Source organism: Paracoccus denitrificans (assembly GCF_900100045.1).
GTDB classification, from domain to species: domain Bacteria; phylum Pseudomonadota; class Alphaproteobacteria; order Rhodobacterales; family Rhodobacteraceae; genus Paracoccus; species Paracoccus denitrificans.
The window spans coordinates 49,755-71,039 of the sequence record NZ_FNEA01000004.1; the positions used below are offsets into that span (position 1 = coordinate 49,755).

25 protein-coding genes and 2 tRNA genes are annotated in these 21,285 nt (G+C 67.4%); 21 read left to right on the plus strand and 6 right to left on the minus strand.

Going from position 1 to position 21,285, the window contains the following annotated elements:
* Positions 1–73 precede the first annotated feature (73 nt).
* The 3 genes from gatB (at position 74) to BLT64_RS03935 (ending at position 2,813) form a co-directional block, all read left to right on the plus strand.
* The gene (gatB, locus tag BLT64_RS03925) at positions 74–1,588 is read left to right on the plus strand and encodes an Asp-tRNA(Asn)/Glu-tRNA(Gln) amidotransferase subunit GatB (RefSeq protein ID WP_011748220.1); all 1,515 of its coding nucleotides are present in this window, start codon (positions 74–76) and stop codon (positions 1,586–1,588) included.
* Positions 1,589–1,711: 123 nt separating this feature from the next.
* A complete protein-coding gene (locus tag BLT64_RS03930) occupies positions 1,712–2,221 on the plus strand; it encodes a cell wall hydrolase (protein ID WP_011748219.1) in 510 nt (169 codons plus the stop codon).
* Positions 2,222–2,321: 100 nt separating this feature from the next.
* A complete protein-coding gene (locus BLT64_RS03935; RefSeq protein WP_011748218.1) occupies positions 2,322–2,813 on the plus strand; it encodes a DUF4177 domain-containing protein in 492 nt (163 codons plus the stop codon).
* Between the two features lie 69 nt (positions 2,814–2,882).
* Here BLT64_RS03935 and BLT64_RS03940 read toward each other — a convergent pair whose 3' ends face one another.
* Positions 2,883–3,098, minus strand: coding sequence for a SlyX family protein (locus tag BLT64_RS03940; RefSeq protein ID WP_011748217.1), 216 nt, complete (start codon positions 3,096–3,098; stop codon positions 2,883–2,885).
* A 48-nt stretch (positions 3,099–3,146) separates the two neighbouring features.
* Here BLT64_RS03940 and hisS point away from each other — a divergent pair, with 48 nt between their 5' ends.
* The 4 genes from hisS to BLT64_RS03960 are packed head-to-tail and all read left to right on the plus strand — an operon-like array spanning position 3,147 to position 6,807.
* The gene (gene hisS / locus BLT64_RS03945) at positions 3,147–4,631 is read left to right on the plus strand and encodes a histidine--tRNA ligase (RefSeq protein ID WP_011748216.1); all 1,485 of its coding nucleotides are present in this window, start codon (positions 3,147–3,149) and stop codon (positions 4,629–4,631) included.
* A complete protein-coding gene (locus BLT64_RS03950) occupies positions 4,628–5,710 on the plus strand; it encodes an ATP phosphoribosyltransferase regulatory subunit (RefSeq protein ID WP_011748215.1) in 1,083 nt (360 codons plus the stop codon). The genes hisS and BLT64_RS03950 overlap by 4 nt, the downstream gene beginning before the upstream one ends.
* Positions 5,707–6,384 (plus strand): ATP phosphoribosyltransferase, encoded by a 678-nt coding sequence (gene hisG / locus BLT64_RS03955; RefSeq protein ID WP_011748214.1) that lies wholly within the window; start codon positions 5,707–5,709, stop codon positions 6,382–6,384. The genes BLT64_RS03950 and hisG overlap by 4 nt, the downstream gene beginning before the upstream one ends.
* 54 nt (positions 6,385–6,438) lie before the next feature.
* Positions 6,439–6,807, plus strand: a complete 369-nt coding sequence (locus BLT64_RS03960; protein ID WP_011748213.1) for a hypothetical protein — start codon at positions 6,439–6,441, stop codon at positions 6,805–6,807.
* A 56-nt stretch (positions 6,808–6,863) separates the two neighbouring features.
* On the opposite strand, the gene ftsY is transcribed toward BLT64_RS03960, so the two are convergent.
* Positions 6,864–7,904 (minus strand): signal recognition particle-docking protein FtsY, encoded by a 1,041-nt coding sequence (gene ftsY, locus BLT64_RS03965; RefSeq protein WP_011748212.1) that lies wholly within the window; start codon positions 7,902–7,904, stop codon positions 6,864–6,866.
* 129 nt (positions 7,905–8,033) lie between these two features.
* Complete coding sequence (locus BLT64_RS03970) at positions 8,034–8,963, minus strand: class I fructose-bisphosphate aldolase (protein WP_011748211.1); 930 nt, start codon at positions 8,961–8,963, stop codon at positions 8,034–8,036.
* A 126-nt stretch (positions 8,964–9,089) separates the two neighbouring features.
* Between BLT64_RS03970 and BLT64_RS03975 the strand changes: the two genes are divergently transcribed.
* On the plus strand, positions 9,090–9,305 hold the full coding sequence (locus BLT64_RS03975; protein ID WP_011748210.1) for a hypothetical protein: 216 nt from the start codon (positions 9,090–9,092) through the stop codon (positions 9,303–9,305).
* Between the two features lie 240 nt (positions 9,306–9,545).
* Here BLT64_RS03975 and BLT64_RS03980 read toward each other — a convergent pair whose 3' ends face one another.
* On the minus strand, positions 9,546–10,742 hold the full coding sequence (locus BLT64_RS03980) for a phosphoglycerate kinase (protein WP_011748209.1): 1,197 nt from the start codon (positions 10,740–10,742) through the stop codon (positions 9,546–9,548).
* Between the two features lie 177 nt (positions 10,743–10,919).
* Between BLT64_RS03980 and BLT64_RS03985 the strand changes: the two genes are divergently transcribed.
* The 4 genes from BLT64_RS03985 to BLT64_RS04000 all read left to right on the plus strand — a co-directional run bounded on the left by BLT64_RS03985 (position 10,920) and on the right by BLT64_RS04000 (position 13,148).
* The gene (locus BLT64_RS03985) at positions 10,920–11,429 is read left to right on the plus strand and encodes a peptidylprolyl isomerase (protein ID WP_011748208.1); all 510 of its coding nucleotides are present in this window, start codon (positions 10,920–10,922) and stop codon (positions 11,427–11,429) included.
* The gene (locus tag BLT64_RS03990; protein WP_011748207.1) at positions 11,419–12,012 is read left to right on the plus strand and encodes a peptidylprolyl isomerase; all 594 of its coding nucleotides are present in this window, start codon (positions 11,419–11,421) and stop codon (positions 12,010–12,012) included. The genes BLT64_RS03985 and BLT64_RS03990 overlap by 11 nt, the downstream gene beginning before the upstream one ends.
* A 64-nt stretch (positions 12,013–12,076) precedes the next feature.
* Complete coding sequence (locus BLT64_RS03995; RefSeq protein ID WP_011748206.1) at positions 12,077–12,532, plus strand: YaiI/YqxD family protein; 456 nt, start codon at positions 12,077–12,079, stop codon at positions 12,530–12,532.
* Between the two features lie 34 nt (positions 12,533–12,566).
* Positions 12,567–13,148, plus strand: coding sequence for a DUF2585 domain-containing protein (locus tag BLT64_RS04000; RefSeq protein WP_011748205.1), 582 nt, complete (start codon positions 12,567–12,569; stop codon positions 13,146–13,148).
* Positions 13,149–13,192: 44 nt separating this feature from the next.
* Here BLT64_RS04000 and tyrS read toward each other — a convergent pair whose 3' ends face one another.
* Positions 13,193–14,437, minus strand: a complete 1,245-nt coding sequence (gene tyrS / locus BLT64_RS04005; protein ID WP_011748204.1) for a tyrosine--tRNA ligase — start codon at positions 14,435–14,437, stop codon at positions 13,193–13,195.
* A 55-nt stretch (positions 14,438–14,492) separates the two neighbouring features.
* Here tyrS and BLT64_RS04010 point away from each other — a divergent pair, with 55 nt between their 5' ends.
* The 9 genes from BLT64_RS04010 (at position 14,493) to BLT64_RS04050 (ending at position 20,316) form a co-directional block, all read left to right on the plus strand.
* Complete coding sequence (locus BLT64_RS04010) at positions 14,493–15,602, plus strand: anhydro-N-acetylmuramic acid kinase (protein WP_011748203.1); 1,110 nt, start codon at positions 14,493–14,495, stop codon at positions 15,600–15,602.
* 182 nt (positions 15,603–15,784) lie between these two features.
* Positions 15,785–16,597 (plus strand): PRC-barrel domain-containing protein, encoded by an 813-nt coding sequence (locus BLT64_RS04015; RefSeq protein ID WP_041529902.1) that lies wholly within the window; start codon positions 15,785–15,787, stop codon positions 16,595–16,597.
* A 141-nt stretch (positions 16,598–16,738) separates the two neighbouring features.
* A tRNA-Asp gene (locus BLT64_RS04020) sits at positions 16,739–16,815 on the plus strand.
* Positions 16,816–16,843: 28 nt separating this feature from the next.
* A tRNA-Asp gene (locus BLT64_RS04025) sits at positions 16,844–16,920 on the plus strand.
* 165 nt (positions 16,921–17,085) lie between these two features.
* On the plus strand, positions 17,086–17,547 hold the full coding sequence (locus BLT64_RS04030; RefSeq protein ID WP_011748201.1) for an SspB family protein: 462 nt from the start codon (positions 17,086–17,088) through the stop codon (positions 17,545–17,547).
* A gap of 92 nt (positions 17,548–17,639) precedes the next feature.
* The gene (gene fumC / locus BLT64_RS04035; protein ID WP_011748200.1) at positions 17,640–19,037 is read left to right on the plus strand and encodes a class II fumarate hydratase; all 1,398 of its coding nucleotides are present in this window, start codon (positions 17,640–17,642) and stop codon (positions 19,035–19,037) included.
* A gap of 2 nt (positions 19,038–19,039) precedes the next feature.
* Positions 19,040–19,249: a DUF4169 family protein gene (locus BLT64_RS04040; RefSeq protein ID WP_011748199.1), complete on the plus strand. Its 210-nt coding sequence runs from the start codon at positions 19,040–19,042 to the stop codon at positions 19,247–19,249.
* Entirely contained in the window at positions 19,236–19,511 is a 276-nt protein-coding gene (locus BLT64_RS04045) for a ribbon-helix-helix domain-containing protein (RefSeq protein WP_011748198.1), read from the plus strand. The genes BLT64_RS04040 and BLT64_RS04045 overlap by 14 nt, the downstream gene beginning before the upstream one ends.
* 64 nt (positions 19,512–19,575) lie before the next feature.
* Positions 19,576–20,316, plus strand: a complete 741-nt coding sequence (locus BLT64_RS04050) for a YebC/PmpR family DNA-binding transcriptional regulator (protein ID WP_011748197.1) — start codon at positions 19,576–19,578, stop codon at positions 20,314–20,316.
* A gap of 39 nt (positions 20,317–20,355) precedes the next feature.
* Here BLT64_RS04050 and BLT64_RS04055 read toward each other — a convergent pair whose 3' ends face one another.
* Positions 20,356–21,225 carry a LysR family transcriptional regulator ArgP gene (locus BLT64_RS04055; protein WP_011748196.1) on the minus strand — a complete coding sequence of 290 codons (870 nt, stop codon included), beginning with the start codon at positions 21,223–21,225 and terminating at the stop codon, positions 20,356–20,358.
* Positions 21,226–21,285: the final 60 nt, after the last annotated feature.

Below are 21,285 nucleotides of genomic sequence, written 5' to 3' on the forward strand. Positions count from 1 at the left end.
CCGCGATCCGCGACCCTTGCGAGCCGCGCGCCAAGCGCCTAGAAGGCGGGGCAGCCTTGCCAAGGGAAATGCCATGCTCGACCATCTGACCTATACCGCCCCGGAACCGAAGATCATTCAGGGTGCGAAACAGGACTGGGAACTGGTCATCGGGCTGGAGGTCCATGCCCAGGTCGCCTCGAACGCCAAGCTGTTCTCGGGCGCCTCGACCGGCTTCGGGGCCGAGCCGAACAGCCATGTCGCCTTCGTCGATGCCGCCATGCCGGGCATGCTGCCGGTGATCAACGAGTTCTGCGTGGCGCAGGCGGTCAAGACCGGCCTTGGCCTCAAGGCGGCGATCAACCTGGTCTCGGCCTTCGACCGCAAGAACTATTTCTATCCGGACCTGCCGCAGGGCTACCAGATCAGCCAGCTTTATCATCCCATCGTGGGCGAGGGCGAGGTGATCGTGGACATGGCCCCCGGCGTCGCCCGCCGCGTCAGGATCGAGCGCATCCACCTGGAACAGGATGCCGGCAAGTCGATCCACGACATGGACCCGAACATGTCCTTCGTGGACCTGAACCGCACCGGCGTCGCGCTGATGGAGATCGTCAGCCGCCCCGACATCCGCGGCCCCGAGGAGGCGGCGGCCTATGTCGCCAAGCTGCGCCAGATCATGCGCTACCTGGGCACCTGCGACGGCAACATGCAGAACGGCAACCTGCGCGCCGACGTGAACGTGTCGGTCTGCGCGCCCGGTGCCTATGAGCGCTATCAGGAAACCGGCGATTTCAGCCATCTCGGCACCCGCTGCGAGATCAAGAACATGAACTCGCTGCGCTTCATCCAGCAGGCCATCGACTACGAGGCCCGCCGCCAGATCGCCATCATCGAGGATGGCGGCAAGGTGGTGCAGGAGACGCGGCTCTACGATCCCGACCGGGGCGAGACCCGCTCGATGCGCTCCAAGGAAGAGGCGCACGACTACCGCTATTTCCCCGATCCCGACCTGCTGCCCCTGGAGATCGAGCAGGGCTGGGTGGACGATATCGCCGCCGCCATGCCGGAGCTGCCGGACGAGAAGAAGGCGCGTTTCGTCACCGGACTGGGCCTTTCCGAATACGATGCCGGCGTGCTGACCGCCGAGGTCGAGAGCGCCGACTATTTCGAGCAGGTCGCCTCGGGCCGCGACGGCAAGCAGGCCGCGAACTGGGTCATCAACGAGCTGTTCGGCCGGCTGAACAAGGAGGGGCTGAGCGTCGAGACCTCGCCGGTTTCGGCCGCCCAGCTTGGCGGCGTGATCGACCTGATCGGCTCGGGCGCGATCTCGGGCAAGATCGCCAAGGACCTGTTCGAGATCCTGTGGACCGAAGGCGGCGACCCGGCCGAGATCGTCGAGTCGCGCGGCATGAAGCAGGTTACCGACCTCGGCGCCATCGAAAAGGCCGTGGACGAGATCATCGCCGCGAACCCGGCTCAGGTGGAAAAGGCGCGCGCGAACCCCAAGCTCGCCGGCTGGTTCGTGGGCCAGGTGCTCAAGGCCACCGGCGGCAAGGCCAACCCGGCGGCGGTCAACGAGCTGGTGGCAAGGAAGCTGGGACAGTAAGTCCCGGCGCCCTGCCGCCTGTCGCCGTCGTCCCGCGGACCGCCATGCGGAACATGGCGGTTGATGCGGCGGGCTGCCTGTTGCTAAGCATCACCTAAACAACGAGCAGTCGGGACAGGCAAAATGAGAATCCTGAACGCAAGGCCATGGGGGGGCGGGCTGTCCCTCCTTCTCGTCCTGCTGGTCGTGGCAGGCTGCGGGATCGGCCGCCGGCATTCGGAACTGGAATGCATGGAACGTGCCATGTTCTTCGAATCGCACCGCTCCAGCCGCGACGGCATGATCGCGGTGGGCAGCGTGGTGATGAACCGCGTCCAGTCGCGCCAATATCCGAACTCGGTCTGCGCCGTGGTGGGACAGAAGGGCCAGTTTGCGCCCGGCATCATGTCGCGGCCGATGAAGTCGCAGGCCATGCCGGAGGTGCGCGAGGCCGCCCGCTCGGTCATGCGCGGCGAGCGCCATCCGCTCGTCGGCAACGCGATGTTCTTCCATGCCGCCAGCCACAGGTTTTCCTATGACAACATGCATTACGTCCTCGTCGCGGGCGGCAATGCCTTCTACGAAAAGCGCCGCCGCGAACTGGTGACGCAGCCGGTCCCGCCGCGCCCCATAGAAGGCATCACCCGCAGATAGGACAGGGCGGAGGGTGCAAGGCGCCGCCCAGGGCAAGCGGCAACGCTTCCCTTGGCCGGCCATCTCGCCTAACCTGCGCCGTAAAGGGAAAGGCCCACGCATGAGCAGCTACGAATACACCGTCATCCCCGCCCCGGCCCGCGGCGAAAAGACCAGGGGCGCGCGCAGCGGGATCGAGCGTTTCGCCGCCACCCTGACCGACACGCTGAACCAGATGGCCCGCGACGGCTGGGAATATGTCCGTGCCGAAACCCTGCCGGCCGAGGAACGCTCGGGCCTGACCAGCCGGACCACGGTCTATCACAACCTGCTGATCTTTCGCCGCGCGCTCGCGCAGCCCGAGCGTCCGCAAGACGCCCTGCCGCAATCGCAATCGCAGCCGCAGCCGGCTGTCGCCCCGACCGAACCCCAGCCGGAACCCGAAGCCCAGGCACCTGCGCGCGGCCCCTTCAGCCAGCCGATGCGGGCCGCTCCGAAGCCTGCCGCGCCGCCGACCGCCCCGAATGCCCGCGCCCGGGTCTCGGAACCGCCGCTGACGGCGCCGCAAGCTCCGGCACCGACCGGCCCGCGCCTCGGGCCGGCCAGCCGCTGATTTCTCTGTTCCCAAATACTCCGGGGTGAGCCCCCGGCACGGGGGCGAGGGGCAGCGCCCCTCAGGCCCTTACCAATGCGGCGGCCGCTGGTCCGCCAGCGGAACTGTTCCCGCCTCGGCCTCGCGTTCCGCCTCGCGCTCCATCAGCATGCCGACATGCCGCGCCAGCCGCGCGATCTCGCCTTCCTGCCGGGCCACGATGCCCGACAGATCCTCGACGGTGCGCGTCAGATAGGCCACGGCTTCCTCCAGCCGTTCGATCCGTTCCTGCGTCTGCTTGTCCATCCATCCTCCATCCGTTAGACCGCCGCATGGAAAAGCCCGAGGCAAACCATGGCGAAAGATCAGAAGAAACAGCCCCGTCCCAAGGCCGAGACGCCCAAGGGGTTCCGAGACTATTTCGGCGCGGATGTGACCGAGCGCAAGCAGATGCTCGACCGCATCGCCCAGATCTATCATCGCCACGGCTTCGAGCCGCTTGAAACCAGTGCCGTCGAAACGGTCGAGGCGCTGGGAAAGTTCCTGCCCGACGTGGACCGCCCCAATGCCGGCGTCTTTGCCTGGCAAGAGGCAGAGGTTCCCGGCGGCGGGGCCGGCGACTGGCTGGCGTTGCGCTATGACCTGACCGCGCCGCTTGCGCGCGTCGCCGCGCAGTTCCGGGGTGACCTGCCGTCGCCCTATCGCCGCTATGCCATGGGCCCGGTCTGGCGCAACGAAAAGCCCGGCCCCGGCCGCTTCCGCCAGTTCTACCAATGCGATGCCGATACCGTGGGCTCGGCTTCGGTCGCCGCGGATGCCGAGATCTGCGCCATGCTGGCTGCGGCGCTGGAGCATGCCGGCATCCGGCGCGGCGACTACCTGATCCGCATCAACAACCGCAAGGTGCTGAACGGCATCCTGGAATCCATGGGCGTGGCCGAGGGCAAGCCCGCCGACGACGTGCTGCGCACCATCGACAAGTTCGACAAAGTCGGCGAGCAAGGCGTGCGGCAATTGCTGACCACCGGCCGCAAGGACGAATCCGGCGCCTTCATCGAGGGCGTGGGCCTGAGCCCCGAACAGGCCGAGCCGGTGCTGGCCTTCCTGACCTCGAAAGGCGCGGACAATGCCGGGACGCTGGCAAACCTGCGCGCCGCCGTGGGCGCCTCGGCCACCGGGGCCGAGGGCGTCGAGGAACTGGCGCAGATCGCCCGGATGCTCGCCGCCATGGGCGTGGGCGAGGAGCGCGCCATCGTCGACCCTTCCATCGTGCGGGGCCTGGGCTATTACACCGGCCCGGTCTTCGAGGCCGAACTGACCTTCGAGATCCTCGACGACAAAGGCCGCAAGCGCCAGTTCGGCTCGGTCGCCGGCGGCGGGCGCTATGACGGGCTGGTGGAACGCTTCACCGGCCAGAAGGTGCCCGCGACCGGGGTTTCCATCGGCGTCGACCGGCTTCTTGCCGCCCTGCGCGCCAAGGGGTTGATGGGCGGGACCGAACAGGGCCCCGTCGTCGTCACCGTCATGGATCGCGAACGCATGGCCGATTACCAGGCCATGGCCGCCGAACTGCGCGCCGCCGGCATCCGGGCCGAGGTCTATCTGGGCAATCCCAAGAACTTCGGCAACCAGTTGAAATATGCCGACAAGCGCAATGCCCCCGTCGCCATCATCCAGGGCGGGGACGAGGCGGCGCGCGGCGTCGTGCAGGTCAAGGATCTGGTCCTGGGCGCGAAGATCGCGGCCGAGGCCAGCCACGAGGAATGGAAGGCCCAGCCCGCCCAGACCGAGGTGGCCCGCGCCGACCTGGTCGCGGAAGTCCGGCGCATCCTGGGATGAGCAAGCGCGAGAAACAGGCCATAGGCCAACAGATCCTCGCCGCCTTTCGCGCCGCCGGAGCGCAGGAGGTCGCGCCCGACATCCTGCTGGAGGCCGAGACGCTGCTGGACCTCTACGGCGAGGATATCCGCGCCCGCGCCTATGTGACCCAAGACCCGATCCGCGGCGAGATGATGCTGCGCCCGGATTTCACTGTGCCGGTGGTGCAGATGCATATGGCGAACGGCGCCGAGCCGGCACGCTATTGCTATCTGGGCGAGGTGTTCCGCAAGCAGGACCATGGCGAGACCCGGCCCGAGCATCCGCGCGACAACGAATACCTGCAGGCGGGTTTCGAGCTTTTCGCCCGCGACCCCGAGGCCGATGCCGAGGTCTTTGCGCTGTTCCACGACATCCTGGCGCCCTTGAACCTGCAAGCCAGCATGGGCGACATGGACCTGCTGATGGATGCGGTGCGCGCCCTGCCGCTGTCGGGCGCGCGGCGCGCGGCGCTTTTGCATCACATCTGGCGGCCCCGGCGCTTTGCCCGGCTGCTGGCGCGCTTTGCCACGCCGGCCGAGGCGCGCAGCTTTCCCGAAAGCGGCGCGCCCTGGACCGGGCTGCGCTCGCCCGCCGAGATGCAGGCTCGCATCGACCGGCTGCGCGGCGATGCGGCCGAGGCGCCGCTGGCGCCGCAATGGGTCGAGCGGTTGGAGCGGTTGTTCGCGATCGGCGCCCCGGCACCCGAGGCGCTGCGGCAGTTGCGCGAACTGGTGGCCGAGATCCCCGACATTGCCGAGGCCGTGGACCGGCTGGAGCGCAACCTGGCGGCGCTGGCCGCGCGCGGCATCGACGTGGGTGCCGTCCATTTCGACGCCAGCCATGGCCGCCATACGATGGAATATTACGACGGCATGACCTTCAGCTTTGCCGCCGCGGGGCATGAGGACTGGCCGCCGGTCGCCTCGGGCGGGCGCTACGATGCGCTGGCGGCGGTGCTGGGGCAGGCGCAGGGCCGCTCGATCCCGGCGGTGGGCGGCATCATCCGGCCGGGGCTGGTTCACGAGCTGGGGGGCCAGATCTTGGGGAAAGCAGCATGATCCGGCTGGGCGTGCCGTCCAAGGGGCGGCTGATGGAGCAGTGCTTCGACTGGTTTGCCGCCCGCGGCGTGCGGCTGTCGCGCGCCGGCTCGGATCGCGAATATGCCGGCCGGGTCGATGGGGCCGAGAACGTGGCATTGGTGCTGCTTTCGGCGGGCGAGATCCCGCGCGAACTCATGGCCGGCCGCATCCACCTGGGCGTGACCGGCACCGACCTGATCCGCGAGAAGCTGGCCGGCTGGCGCAGCCATGTCGAGGAGCTGGCGCCGATGGGCTTCGGCCATGCCGACCTGATCCTGGCCGTGCCCGCCTGCTGGAGCGATTGCGACAGCCTGGACGATTTCGCCACCATCGCCCGCGATTTCCGCGCCGAGCACGGCTTTCGCCTGCGCATCGCCACGAAATACCACCGGCTGGTGCGGGCCTGGCTCTCGGCCGAGGAGGTCGCGGATTACCAACTGGTCGACAGCCAGGGTGCGACCGAGGGGACGGTGGCCAACCTGACCGCCGAGGCAATCGCCGACATCACCTCATCCGGCGAGACACTGCGGGCGAACCATCTCAAGATCATCGGCGAGGAGCCGCTCCTGCGCTCGCAGGCGACGCTCCTGCGCTCGCTTTCAGCCGGGGACGAGACCGAGGTTCGCGATTTCGTGGCGCGGATCGGGCTCTAGAAACCCGAGGCGGGGCAGGGGCGTTGTGCCCTCGCACCGCTATGGAGAACGAAGATGCGCCTGGCCGTCCTGATGCTGCTTTTGTCCGCGAGTCCCGCGCTGGCCTCGTCCGAGGAGGCTTGGGAACAGTTCCGCAAGGATGTCGAGACCGCCTGTACCGTGCTCGCTCCGGAGGAGGGCGAGACCGCCATCGAGATCAACCCCTTCGGCTCGGAAAGCTATGGCGCGGCGCTGCTCATTACCACGCTCGCCGATGGCGGGGTGGACCGTTATGTCTGCATCTTTGACAAAGAGGCCGGGACCGCCGAACTGACCGCGCCCTTCACGCCGCCGCAGGATGTGGTCGAGATGCAGGCCGATCCGGCGGGCAATGTCGCGCCGGCCGAGGACACCAAGACGGACGCGCATCTCGTCAAGCCGTGACGCCGCGCCGGCTGCGCGGCCGCATGGGTATTTGGAAAACGGAAAAAGGGCCGGGTTCAGTCCCCGAGACCGACCAGCGCACGGGCGAAATCGCGGGCGTCGAAGGCGTCGAGATCGTCGATCTGCTCGCCCACCCCGATGGCATGGATCGGCAGGCCGAAGCGGTCGGCCAGCGCCACCAGCACCCCGCCGCGCGCCGTCCCGTCCAGCTTGGTCATGACAAGACCCGAGACATCGGCGAGCTTCCGGAAGATCTCGACCTGGCTCAGCGCGTTCTGGCCGGTGGTGGCGTCCAGCACCAGCAGGGTGTTGTGCGGGGCCGAGGGGTCCTTCTTGCGGATGACGCGGACGATCTTGGCCAGTTCTTCCATCAGGTCCTGGCGGTTCTGCAACCGGCCGGCGGTGTCGATCATCAACAGGTCGGCACCCTCGGCCTCGGCCTTGGTCATGGCGTCGAAGGCAAGGCTGGCGGGGTCGCTGCCCTCGGGTGCGGTCATCACCGGCACCCCGGCGCGCTGGCCCCAGACCTGCAATTGCTCGACGGCTGCGGCGCGGAAGGTGTCGCCGGCGGCGATCACCACCTTCTTGCCGGCCGCCTTGAACTGGCTGGCAAGCTTGCCGATGGTCGTGGTCTTGCCCGAACCGTTCACCCCCACCACCAGCACCACTTGCGGCCGCTTGGGATAAAGCGGCAGGGGTTTCGCCACCGGCGTCATGATGCGGGCGATCTCATCGGCCAGCAGCTCTTTCAGCTCGGTGGCCGAGACGCGGCGGCCCATGCGGCCCTCGGCGATATTGGCGGTGACGCGCAATGCGGTCTCGACGCCCATGTCGGCCTGGATCAGCATCTCCTCAAGCTCTTCCAGCATCGCATCGTCAAGTTCGCGCCGCGGTTCGGCGACAGCCGGGGCGCGGCCCAGAAGCCGGCCCAGGACGCCGGGGCGTGCTTCCGGCTCGGTTGCGGGTTGCGATGCGGCGGGGGCGGGCGAGGCCGGCTTTTCATCGGCTGCGGCTTCCGAGACGATATCCTCCAGCCCCGAGCCTATCTTGGACGAGGATCGCGTCAGCCGGTCGCGCAGCTTCGAGAAAAACGACATGCACCCATCCTTTTGTCTGTCGCGCGAGAGACTAGGCAATCTTGCCCGAAAGGAAAAGGGCGCCCCGAAACGGACGCCCCTTCACCGTTCGAAAAATACTCCGGGGTGTGGGGCAGAGCCCCACGGCAATCAGGCCTTGCCCAGGTAGATGTCGACCAGTTTCTGCAGCATTTCCAGCGCATCCTCGCGCGAGCGCTGGAAGCTGTTGCGGCCGATGATCGAGCCGTTGCCGCCGCCGTCGCGGATGGCGCGCGCGTCGTCATAGACCGCATCCGCGCCCTTGGCCGCACCGCCCGAGAACACCACGATGCGGCGGCCGTTGAAGGCCGACTGCATGCAATGCTCGACGCGCTTGGCCTGGGTCGAGATGTCGATGCCCTTGGCCTCGTAGACCTTTTTCGCCTCGCCCAGTTCCAGGTGGTCGGTCGAGAGCTTGATCTTGATGACATGCGCGCCGATCAGCGCCGCGATCTGGGCGGCATAGGCGGCGATGTCGATGGCGGTCTCGCCGTCCTTGCTGATCGCCTCGCCGCGCGGATAGGACCAGATCACGGTCGCCACGCCCTTGGCGGCGGCTTCCTTGCGCATCTCGACGATCTCCTCGATCATGTCGAGCGCCATGTCCGAGCCCGGATAGATGGTGAATCCGATGGCTGCGCAGCCCAGCCGCAGCGCGTCGTCGACCGAGGCGGTGATCGCCTGGTTCTTGCCGGCCGTGTCCGACATCAGCGAATTGGCCGAGTTCACCTTGAGGATCGTCGGGATCTGGCCGGCGAAGGTGTCGGCGCCCGCCTCGATCATACCCAGCGGCGCGGCAAAGGCGTTCAGCCCCGCGTCGATGGCCAGCTGGTAGTGGTAATGCGGGTCGTAGCCGGCGGGGTTCGGCGCAAAGCTGCGCGCGGGGCCGTGCTCGAAACCCTGGTCCACGGGCAGGATGATCATCTTGCCGGTGCCGGCCAGCTTGCCGGTCATCAGCATGCGGGCCAGCTGTGCCTTCACACCCGGCGCTTCGCCCTCGTAATTGGCGAGGATCTTGCGGACGGTATCGGTCATCTGCATCGGGAACTCCATGTCTGAATGCGGGCTGCTTAGCAGACCCGCCGCCAAGGGCAATCGCGATTGCGCTAACGGAACCCGTGGCGGCCTTTCGGCGTTGTTCCGCTGTCAGAATTGGGGGGAATTCCCATGGCAAACGAAGATCCTGCCGGCATTCCCGAACAGATCCGCCAGAACCGACCCTTCTTCCTTGTGCTGGGGCTGGCCTTCGTGGTCTCGATCGGGGCCTTTCTCTATATCCTGTTCCTCGATACCGACTCGCGCGATGTCGGGCGCAATGCGCCGCCCGCCGTGACCGCGCCAGCGACGCCGACAGGCGAAGCCGCGCCGGCAGAGGGGAATTGACGCCGCATCTGGCAGGGGACGTGCCTGCGTCCCCTGTCGCACGACCGTGGTGACGGTCGGGCTGCGGTCGCGAAGATCGCCCGGAAGCGCGGCGCCCAGGCCGCACGAGACCGATCCGCAGCGGACCGCCCTGCGTGTTGCCGGCCCTGGCCGGACGATGGGCTGCGCAGCACCAAGGGCTTTCGCCGATGCAAAAAGGGGCCGCGAAGGCCCCTTTCGCATCGCCGCCAGCGGGCGGTTTCAGCGTTTCTGCAAGGCCGCGACGCCGGGCAGTTCCTTGCCCTTCATCCATTCCAGAAAGGCGCCGCCAGCGGTCGAGATGAAGGTGAAGTCGCCCGAAACGCCGGCCTTGTTCAGCGCCGCCACCGTATCGCCGCCGCCGGCGACCGAGATCAGCTTGCCCTCGCGGGTCAGCCGCGCGGCTTCTTGCGCCGCGGCATTGGTCGCGGCGTCGAAGGGCGGGATTTCGAAGGCGCCGAGCGGGCCGTTCCAGATCAGCGTGCGGCTGCTTTCGAAAACCTCGCGGATCTTCGCCACCGTGGCGGGGCCGGCGTCGAGGATCATCGCATCGGCCGGGCAGGCATCCGCCGCCACCGTCTCGCTGTCGGCGCCGGCCTTGAATTCACGCGCCACCACCACGTCCACCGGCAGGTGGATGGTGCAGCCGGTCTTTTCCGCCTTGGCCAGGATGTCGCGCGCCGTATCGGTCATGTCGCGCTCGGCCAGCGATTTGCCGACCTCGATGTTCTGGGCGACCAGGAAGGTGTTGGCCATGCCGCCGCCGATGACCAGGTGGTCCACCTTCTCGATCAGGTTGCCGAGCAGGTCGAGCTTGGTCGAGACCTTGGCGCCGCCGACCACGGCGACGACCGGGCGCTGCGGATTGCCGAGCGCGGCGTCCAGCGCCTTCAGTTCCGCCTCCATCAGCCGGCCGGCCGCGGCGGGCAGGAGCCGCGCGATCCCCTCGGTCGAGGCGTGCGCCCGGTGCGCGGCCGAAAAGGCGTCGTTCACATAGGCTTGGCCCAACGCGGCCAGCGAGGCGGCGAAGGTCGCGTCATTCGTCTCTTCCCCCGGATAGAAGCGGGTGTTCTCCAGCAGCAGCACGTCCCCCTTGGCCAGATCGGCCACGGCGCGCTTGGCGGGGCCGCCGATGGCCTCGTCCGAGAACTTCACCGGCTGGCCGAGCGCCTTTTCCAGCGCCGGCAGCACGACCTTCAGGCTCATGCCGTCCACGCGCTTTCCCTTGGGGCGGTCGAAATGCGCCAGCAGCACCGGGATGCCGCCCCGGCCCTGGATGTCCTTGACGGTCGGCACGATCTTTTCGATCCGCGTGGCATCGGTGACCTGGCCGTTTTCGACCGGGACGTTCACGTCCACGCGGACAAGCACCACCTTGCCGTCAAGATCCAGGTCGTCGATCGTGTTGAAATCCGCCATGCTCATGTCCCTTTCCTGTTGGGCTGACACGTCCCCCGGCGGGTTTTCCCGCATCATGACATTTTCGTCAACCGGCGCCGGACCCGGGCTTGCGGCGAAACGCGCGGCGCCGGCGGGCGTTGTATGGTCCGGGCGAAATGCTTATGCCTTTGCCCAAGCCATCAGAAGGAGACCCCCATGGCCGAGATCAAGGATCCCGAGAACACGGTCATCATCGAGCTGAAGGACGGCCCGGTGGTGATCGAGCTGCTGCCCGACGTGGCGCCCAAGCACGCCGAGCGCATGAAGGAACTGGCCCGCGCCGGGAAATACGACAACGTGGCCTTCCACCGCGTGATCGAGGGCTTCATGGCCCAGACCGGCGACGTGGAACATGCCAACATGGAAAACAACTACAACCCGGGCCGCGCCGGCACCGGCGGCTCGGACCTGCCGGACCTGCCGGCCGAGTTCTCGCGCCTGCCCCATGACCGCGGCACGCTGGGCGCGGCGCGTTCGATGAACCCGAACTCGGCCAACAGCCAGTTCTTCATCAACTTCAAGGACAACCATTTCCTGAACGGCCAATACACCGTCTATGGCCGGGTGATCGAGGGCATGGAGCATGTCGACAAGATCGCCCGCGGCGAGCCGCCGGCGAATCCCGACCGGATGATCTCGGTGAAGGTGGCGGCCGATGTGGAATAAGCTGCTGGTTCCCGCGCTGGTGCTGGCCGCCGGCGCCGCCTGGGCCGAGGGACTGCCGGGCGTCACCGACGGTCCGGGCCCGAACCTCGTGATCGAGGTGGCCGACGCCAAGGGCGCGGCCAAGGGCCGGATCGTGCTGGACCTCTACAAGGACAAGGCGCCCAACCATGTCGAGCGTCTGGTGACGCTGGCGAAATCCGGTGCCTATGACGGCGTGGTGTTCCACCGCGTGATCGACGGCTTCATGGCCCAGACCGGCGATGTCGAATTCGGCAAGCACGGCGGCGATACCGCGCGGGCGGGCATGGGCGGCTCGAACATGCCGGACCTTCGTGCCGAGTTCAACGATGTCAGCTTCCAGGCCGGTACCGTGGGCATGGCGCGGTCGCAGGACCCCAACAGCGCCAACAGCCAGTTCTTCATCGACCTGGCGCCGGCGACCTTCCTGGACGGGCAATACACGGTTGTCGGCCAGCTGGTCGACGGCTGGGACGTGCTCAACGCGATCAAGAAGGGCGACCCGGCCGCCAATGGCGCGGTGGTCGAGCCGGATTACATGGTCAAGGTGACGGTCGAGGAGTGATCCCGGCCCGATCCCTGTCGCGAAAGCCCCGCCCGCGCGGGGCTTTTTCATCAAGGAGTTCCGCATGACCACGCTCTACATCGATGCCGATGCCTGCCCCGTCAAGTCCGAGGCCGAGCGGGTCGCCACGCGGCTGCGGCTGCCGATGGTGCTGGTCTGCAACGGCGGGCTGCGGCCCCCGGCCAATCCGCTGGTCTCGCTGGTGATCGTGCCCGAGGGGCCGGATGCGGCCGACCAGTGGATCGCGGCGCATTGCGGGCCGGGCGACGTGGTGGTCACCACCGATCTGCCGCTTGCCGACCGCTGCCTGAAGGCGGGGGCGCAGGTCGTCCAGCCCGATGGCGAGGTGCTGACGCCGGCCAATATCGGCCCGCGGCTGGCGACGCGCGACCTGATGCAGGACATCCGCGCCGCCGATCCGTTCCACCAGGGCCGGGGCGGCGGCTTCGGCAAGGCCGAGCGGGCGCGCTTCCTGCAATCGCTGGACCGGGTGATGGCGGCGGCGCAGCGGATCGGCTAGGGCGCAGGCAGGTCATGGACAGTGCGGCGCAAAGATGATTTCACCTCGCATCATGTTCACGCGTCGATCCGCCCCCTATTGGGCCACGTTCCTTGTCATTGTCCTGGCGGCCCTCTGGCTGCTCTGGATCGGTCGCGAGCCGATCTGCACATGCGGCAGCGTCAAGCTGTGGCATGGCGAGACGATGAGTTCCGAGAGTTCGCAGCATATCGCGGACTGGTATACGCCCTCGCATGTCATCCATGGGCTGGTGTTCTATGCCGCGCTGTGGCTGGTCGCGCCCCGGCTGAGCTTCGGCTGGCGGCTGGCCATCGCCACGCTGGTCGAATCCGCATGGGAGATCGTCGAGAACTCGGACGCGATCATCGAGCGCTATCGTGCGGTGACCATCTCGCTGGATTACTATGGCGACAGCGTGCTGAATTCGGTCTCCGACATCCTGGCGATGGTGCTGGGCTTCGTGCTGGCCGCGCGGCTGCCGGTCTGGGCCTCGGTCGCCATCGTCATCGGGTTCGAGGCGCTGACGACCTGGCTGATCCGCGACGGGCTGGCGCTGAACGTGCTGATGCTGCTCTGGCCGCTGGAGGCGGTGCGCGGCTGGCAGGCGGCGTTGTGAAAAAGGCTGGGTGAAAAAGGCCGGGATCGCCCCGGCCTTCCTGTTTATCCCAGTTGCACCATCCGGTGCTTCTTCTTGCCGACCGAGACCTTCAGCCCGTCGCCGATCAGCGCCGCATCGACGGCAAGCTGCGGATCGGACACGGCTTCGTTGTTCAGCCGCAGACCGCCCTCGGCGATCAGGCGCTTGGCCTCTTTCCCCGAGGCGGTGATGCCGGTTTGCGCCAGCAGCTGCACCACCGTCAGCCCCGAAGCCAGCGCATCGGCACTGAGGGTCACCACCTCCAGGTCGCCGCCGGCACCGCCCTGCTCGAAGACCTCGCGCGCGGTGGCCTCGGCCGACGCGGCGGCATCGGCGCCGTGCAGGAGCGTCGTCACCTCGTTGGCCAGGATGATCTTGGCCGCGTTGATCTCGGACCCCGAAAGCGCGCCGAGGCGGTCGCATTCCTCGACCGGCAACTCGGTGTAAAGCTTCAGGAACCGGCCGACATCGGCATCGGTGGTGTTGCGCCAGAACTGCCAGAACTCATAGGGCGACAGCATCGCGCCGTTCAGCCAGACCGCGCCGCCCGCCGACTTGCCCATCTTGCGCCCGTCCGAGGTGGTCAGCAGCGGCGAGGTCAGGCCCCAGATCTCGGCATCCAGCACCCGGCGGGTCAGGTCGATGCCGTTGACGATATTGCCCCATTGATCGCTGCCGCCCATCTGCAACCGGCAGCCATAGCGCCGGTAAAGCTCAAGGAAGTCATAGGCCTGCAGGATCATGTAGTTGAATTCGAGGAAGCTCAGCGACTGCTCGCGGTCCAGCCGCGACTTGACCGATTCAAAGGACAGCATCCGGTTGACGCTGAAATGCCGGCCGATGTCGCGCAGAAAATCCAGGTAGTTCAGGCTGTCCAGCCATTCGGCGTTGTTCAGCATCATCGCGCCCTGATCCCCGTAATCGAGGTAGCGGGCAAAGACCTGCTTCATGCCGGCGATGTTCTCGTCGATCTTGTCCGGGGTCAGCAGCGGGCGTTCCTCGGACCGGAAGCTGGGATCGCCGACCTTGGTGGTGCCGCCGCCCATCAGCGTGATCGGGCGGTTGCCGGTCTTCTGGAACCAGCGCAGCATCATGATGTTCAGAAGATGCCCGACATGCAGGCTGGCCGCCGTCGCGTCATAGCCGATATATGCCGTCACCGGGCCGTCGATCAGCGCGTCGTCCAGCGCCTGCATGTCGGTGCAGTCCGCCAGGTAGCCACGTTCGATCATCACGTTCAGGAAATCGGATTTGGCACGGTAGGTCATGGGCTTTTCCTTTCGACTGGCGCGGATATACCGGGGGAAAGGCGGAAGGGAAAGCATGCGAATGATCCGGGCGCTGGGGATGATGTCGGGCACCTCGCTGGACGGGGTGGACGCGGCGATGATCGAGACCGACGGGACGCGCATCGCCGGTTTCGGCCGCAGCGCCTATCGTGCCTATTCCGGCAATGAATCGGGCCTGCTGCACGCGGCGCTGGGGCAATGGCCGGGCGGACCGGACGTGGCCGAGGCGGCCGGGCTTTCCGTTGCCGCCCATGCCGCGCTGGGCGAGGGCTTCCCCGAGGCGGAGCTGGTCGGCTATCACGGCCAGACGCTGGCCCATGATCCTGCGGGGCGCGGCACGCATCAGGCGGGCGACGGTGCCGCGCTGGCGCGCAAGCTGGACCGGCCGGTGGTCTGGGATTTCCGCTCCGAGGACGTGCGGCAGGGCGGCGAGGGCGCGCCGCTTGCGCCCTTCTTCCACTGGGCCTGCGCGGAATGGGCGATGGGGCAGGGGCTTTTGCCGCGCGCCCCGGTCGCGTTCCTGAACCTGGGCGGCGTGGGCAACCTGACCTGGGTCGATCCGACCGCGGGGGCGCCCGAGGCGCCGGGCGCCTGCATCGCCTTCGACACCGGCCCGGCCAATGCGCCCCTGAACGACCTGATGCGTGCCCGGCGCGGCGCGGCGCGGGACGAGGGCGGGCGGCTTGCCCTGCAAGGCGGCCCGGACGAAGGCGTCATCGCCCGCTTCCTGCGCCATCCGCATTTCGCCCGGCCCTTGCCGAAATCGCTGGACCGCGATGCGTTCCCCGACCTTGCGGCCGAGGTTGCGGGGCTTTCGGATGTGGATGCGGCGGCGACGCTGACCCATGCGGCGGCGGCGGCGGTGGCGGCGGGGGTTGCGCTGTTGCAGCGGCCGCCGCAGTTGATCCTGGTCTGTGGCGGCGGCCGTCACAATGCCGCGATGATGGCGGCGCTGGCGCAGCGCCTGTCCGCCCGTGTCGCGCCGGTCGAGGAGGCGGGGCTCGACGGCGACATGCTCGAGGCGCAGGCTTTCGGCTGGCTGGCGGTGCGGGTGCTGCGCGGCTTGCCGACCTCGGGGCCGGGCACCACCGGCGCGCCGGGGCCGGTCTGCGGCGGGCGGATCAGTCATCCGCCGCGGCGCTGAAACAGGGGCGCTGAGACGGGGTGCAGGCACGGGGCGCAGGCCGGCCGGATCACGGGCGGATTTCCGCCTTGTGATTGTTTCGACGCCGTTTCATGGGAACGATGCCGCGGAAAGGGGCGTTGGACGGACATATGACGGCATCGCGCCGTCCGTGACAACGACAACCGGAAAGGACACCGTCCATGAAACCTCTTGTCATCGCCGCCACCACGCTGGCTCTGGCCAGCCCCGTCTTTGCCCAGACCGAAACCACCCCGCCGCCCGAGATTCCGGCCGAACAGGTCGAGGATGCCGCCACCGCGGCCGAAACTGCCGCCGACCAGGCCGAGCAGGCTGCCGATCAGGCGGAACAGGCCGCCGACCAGGCTGCCGAGGAAGCCGGCGCCGCCGCGGCCGATGCCGCCGGTGACGCTGCCGATGCGGCCAGCGATGCCGCCAACGACGCCGCCGGCGCTGCCGCCGAGATGGGCGTCGCCCCCGATGCGCCCGCAGGCGATGCGGTGCCCGAAGCGGCCGAGGGCGCGGCCGAGGATGCTGCCGGCGCGGCCGAGGATGCCGCCGATGCGGCAGGCGACGCTGCCGATGCCGCCGCGGATGCTGCCGCCGAGGCGCCGGTCACGCCGCCCGACGTCAACCCGCCGGCGATCTCCGAGGCCGAGCCGGGCGTGCTGTCGAGCTGGCTGACCAGCCGCCGCATCTGGACCACCAACCAGCCCTCGACCACCGAATGGGTCGATCCCGCGGTCGAGGAGCGTCCGGCCGAATGGCAGGACATCGCCAAGGTGAACGACATCGTGCTGGATGATTCGGGCCAGGTCGTCGGCTATGTCGCCGATATCGGCGGCTTCCTGGGCATCGGCGCCAAGAAGGTGCTGCTGGGCGTGGATGCCATCCACCTGGTGGCCGTCGGCAACGACACGTTCTTTGCCACGAACTACACCAAGGCCGAACTGGAGGCCCTGCCGGATTTCGACGAAAAGACCGTGCGGAAATAAGGTTTCCGGCCATTGCCGGACCGGACGGGGGCGCCTTTCGGGGCGCCCTTGCGTTTTTTGCGCAAGATCGGCCTTGACGCCATCCGCCGCCATGCGTAAACCCCCTCGCACCCCGGACGGCGATCCGGGGAAGTGGTCTGCGCGGTTGTAGCTCAGTTGGTTAGAGTACCGGCCTGTCACGCCGGGGGTCGCGGGTTCGAGCCCCGTCAACCGCGCCACCACCACCATATATCGCCGAAAAGATGCGCGGTTGTAGCTCAGTTGGTTAGAGTACCGGCCTGTCACGCCGGGGGTCGCGGGTTCGAGCCCCGTCAACCGCGCCATCTTTCCCCATGATCATTACGGCTTTGCAGCCGCGCCTGTGGCGCGGTTTTTTGAGTATTTGGGGAACGAAGAAGCCGGCTGCCGGTCGTGCTTCCAGGCGGCGCTAGGGGCTTTTCAAGCCGCCTCATTTCCCTATGCTGGCCCCCAACACGACGGAGGACGCCATGGCACGCGGAATAGATTACGGCGGAATGATGCACCGGGCCATGCAGCGGCTGATTGCGGAGGTGCTGGAGACGGTGGCCGAAGAGGGGCTGCCGGGCGAGCACCATTTCTTCATCACCTTCGACACCCGCGATTCGGATGTCGAGATGGCCGACTGGCTGCGCGAGCGCTATCCCGAGGAAATGACCATCGTCATCCAGCATTGGTTCGAGAATCTCTCGGTCACGCCCGAAGGCTTTCACATCACGCTGAATTTCGGCAATTCTCCCGAGCCGCTCTATATCCCCTTCGATGCGCTGCGCACCTTCGTGGACCCGTCGGTCGAGTTCGGGCTGCGCTTCGAGAACCACGAGGAAGACGAGGACGAGCCCGAAGCGGAGGAGGACGAGCCCCAGGAGCCGGGCGAGGACGGCCCCAAGGGCAGCGCCGAGGTGGTCAGTCTGGACAAATGGCGCAAATGACGCGCTGTTAGCGCATGGCATACCACGGCATGCCGATTGCGAATCCCCGCCATCGGGCCTAGAACCCCCACGACACCGTGAGGGAGCACGCCATGACCAAGACCACCCGCACCGAGACCGACAGCTTCGGCCCGCTGGAGGTGCCCGCCGACAAGTATTGGGGCGCCCAGACCCAGCGCTCGATCCAGAACTTCCCGATCGGCTGGGAGCGGCAGCCCGTGCCGATCATCCGCGCGCTGGGCGCGATCAAGCAGGCCGCGGCCGAGGTGAACATGGCGGCGGGCAAGCTGGACCCGGCCATCGGCAAGGCCATGGTGCAGGCGGCCTCGGAAGTCGTCGCGGGCAGGTTCGATGACAACTTCCCGCTGGTGGTCTGGCAGACCGGCTCGGGCACGCAGTCGAACATGAACGCCAACGAGGTGATCTCGAACCGCGCCATCGAGATCCTGGGCGGCGAGATGGGCTCGAAGAAGCCGGTCCATCCGAACGACCATGTGAACATGGGCCAGTCGTCGAACGACACCTTCCCGACCGCGATGCATGTCGCCATCGCCATGCAGGCGCGCGATGAGCTGCTGCCGGGGCTGGAAAAGCTGCACAAGGCGCTGGTCGCGAAGTCCGAGGAATTCAAGGACATCATCAAGATCGGCCGCACCCATACCCAGGACGCGACGCCGCTGACGCTGGGCCAGGAATTCGGCGGCTATGCCCATCAGGTCGCCAAAGGCATCGAGCGGGTCAAGCTGGCGCTTGGCGACATCTATGAACTCGCGCAGGGCGGCACGGCGGTCGGCACCGGGCTGAACACCAGGAAGGGTTGGGACACGGCCATCGCGGCCAAGATCGCCGAGATCACCGGCCTGCCCTTCGTCACCGCGCCCAACAAGTTCGAGGCGCTGGCCGCGCATGATGCGATGGTGATGTTCTCGGGCGCGCTGAAGACCGTCGCCGCCTCGCTCTTCAAGATCGCCAACGACATGCGCCTGTTGGGTTCGGGTCCGCGCTCGGGGCTGGGCGAGTTGATCCTGCCCGAGAACGAGCCGGGCTCGTCGATCATGCCGGGCAAAGTGAACCCGACCCAGGCCGAGGCGCTGACCATGGTCTGCGCCCATGTCATGGGCAACGATGCCGCCGTCGGCTTCGCCGGCTCGCAGGGCCATTTCGAGCTGAACGTCTATAACCCGATGATGTCCTACAACGTGCTGCAATCCATGCAGCTTCTGGGCGACGCGGCGGGTTCGTTCACCGACAACATGGTCGTGGGCACCCAGGCGAACATTCCGCGCATCGACAAGCTGATGAAGGAATCGCTGATGCTGGTGACGGCGCTGGCGCCGACCATCGGCTATGACAACGCGACCAAGGTGGCCAAGACCGCGCACAAGAACGGCACCACGCTGCGCGAGGAAGCGATCGCGCTGGGCTTTGTCGATGGCGAGACTTTCGATCGCATCGTTCGCCCCGAGCAGATGATCGGCCCGGAAGACTGAGCATGACCGGAGCCGGATCAGGCAAGGTCATAAACCTGCGGGCGGCGCGCAAGACCGCCGCCCGCGATGCCGCCCGCAAGCAGGGCGACGAGAATGCGGCGAAGTTCGGCCGCAACAAATCCCAGAAGCTCGCCGAGAAGGACGCCGCCGCGCGTGCCGCCCGCCATCTGGACCAGCATCGCCGCGAGGATCCCGAGAATGGCGACGAATGATCCACCTGCCGCGGGGCCTTTGCCCCTGCCGCTGCCGCCGATGTCGGCGCCCAGCAAGCGCTCGGTGACCATCGGCGGGCACCGGACCTCGGTCAGCCTCGAGGATGCGTTCTGGCGCGAGTTGCGCGAGTTGGCCCGGGCAGGGGGTCGCACCACCGCCACCCTGATCGCCGAGATCGACGCCGCCCGCCCGCCCGAGGTGGGGCTGGCCACTGCCTTGCGGCTTTTCGTGCTGGCCGAGATCGTCAAGAATCGGGCGTAAAGCTTGCGGCCCCGGCCCTGGCTGACTAAAAGCCGCAGCACATATCCAAATTCCGGGAAATACCATGGCAGGCCATTCCAAATGGGCCAATATCCAGCATCGCAAGGGCAAGCAGGACAAGCTGCGCTCGAAGCTGTTTTCGAAACTGGCCAAAGAAATCACCGTCGCCGCCAAGATGGGCGACCCTGACCCCGAAAAGAACCCGCGCCTTCGCCTTGCGGTAAAGGAAGCCAAGTCGAACTCGATGCCGAAGGACGTGATCGACCGCGCCATCAAGAAATCGCAGGGCGGCGATGCCGAGAACTATGACGAGATCCGTTACGAGGGCTACGGTCCGAACGGCATCGCCATCATCGTCGAGGCGATGACCGACAACCGCAACCGCACGGCGTCCAACGTGCGCAGCTATTTCACCAAATACGGCGGCGACCTGGGCCAGACCGGCTCGGTCAGCTTCATGTTCGACCGCAAGGGCGAGATCCTCTACAAGCCGGATGCCGGCGATGCCGACACGGTGATGATGGCCGCGATCGAGGCCGGGGCCGAGGATGTCGAAAGCGACGAGGACGGGCACTGGATCTATACCGCGGACACCGACCTGGCCGAGGTTTCGACCGCGCTGGAGGCGTCCTTGGGCGAATCCGAACATGCCAAGCTGATCTGGAAGCCGCAGGCGCCGACCGAGATCGACCTGGAGACGGCCACGAAGCTGATGAAGCTGATCGACGCGCTGGAAGAGGATGACGACGTGCAGAACGTCACCGGGAATTTCGACATTCCCGAGGAAGTGGCCGCGCAGCTTTGAGTTTCCGCCTCCGGCGGGGGTATTTGGGAAACGGAAAGTTCAGGGTCGCAGTTCTGCTGCGGCCCTTTTTCTTATGGCGGCGGTCAGGGGGGCGAGGGCAGGGGCCATGGCGCGCTGCACATGCCAATGCAGCGCAACGTCCAGCGGCAGGTCGGGGACCAGCGGTTGCAGGCGGCCCTGGTGCAGGGCCGGGGCGGCTATGCTCTCGGGGATCATGCCCCAGCCGAGACCGAGTTCGACCGCGCGGGCAAAGGGTTCCGAGGCCGGGATCAGGTGGCCGGGCAGGTGCAGGCGCCTGCCGGTGGCCTTTTGCGCCCAGCGGGATTGCAGCGCGTCCTTGGCGTTGAAGGTGATCGCAGGGGCGGCGCGCAGGCCGGCTTCGGTCACGCCGTCCGGGAAATGCCGGGCGAGGAAATCCGGGGTGGCCAGCGCCAGATAGCGCATCGCGCCCAGCGGCAGCGCATCGCAGCCCGGCACCGGGTCTGGGTCCGAGCTGATCGCGGCCGAGACCTGGCCTTGGCGCAGCCAGTCCCGGGCATGGTCCTGGTCGTCCACCACCAGGTCGTAGAGCACCGGCAGCGCCGTCATCACCGGAGGGAACCAGGTCGCCAGGCTGTCGGCATTGACCGCCAACCGCAGCACCGCCGGCCCGCCCGTGGGGCGCAGGCTGGCGGCGAGCGTGGTTTCCAGCAGCCGCACCTGGTCGAGATGCTGCATCAGCCGCAGCCCGGTCTCGGTGCCGCTGGCGGGCGGGCCGCGATGGATCAGCACCTGGCCCAGCCGCTCCTCCAGCCCCTTGATGCGTTGCGACACCGCCGAGGGGGTGACGCCGAGCGCCGCGGCCGCCGCCTCGAAACTGCCGCGGCGGATGATTTCGGACAGGGCGGCGAGGGCGGCGTAGTCGAGCATTAAGGCAACCTTAATCAGTGTAATGATTTTGAATTTGCCTGAACGGTGTCGCGCGGGCAA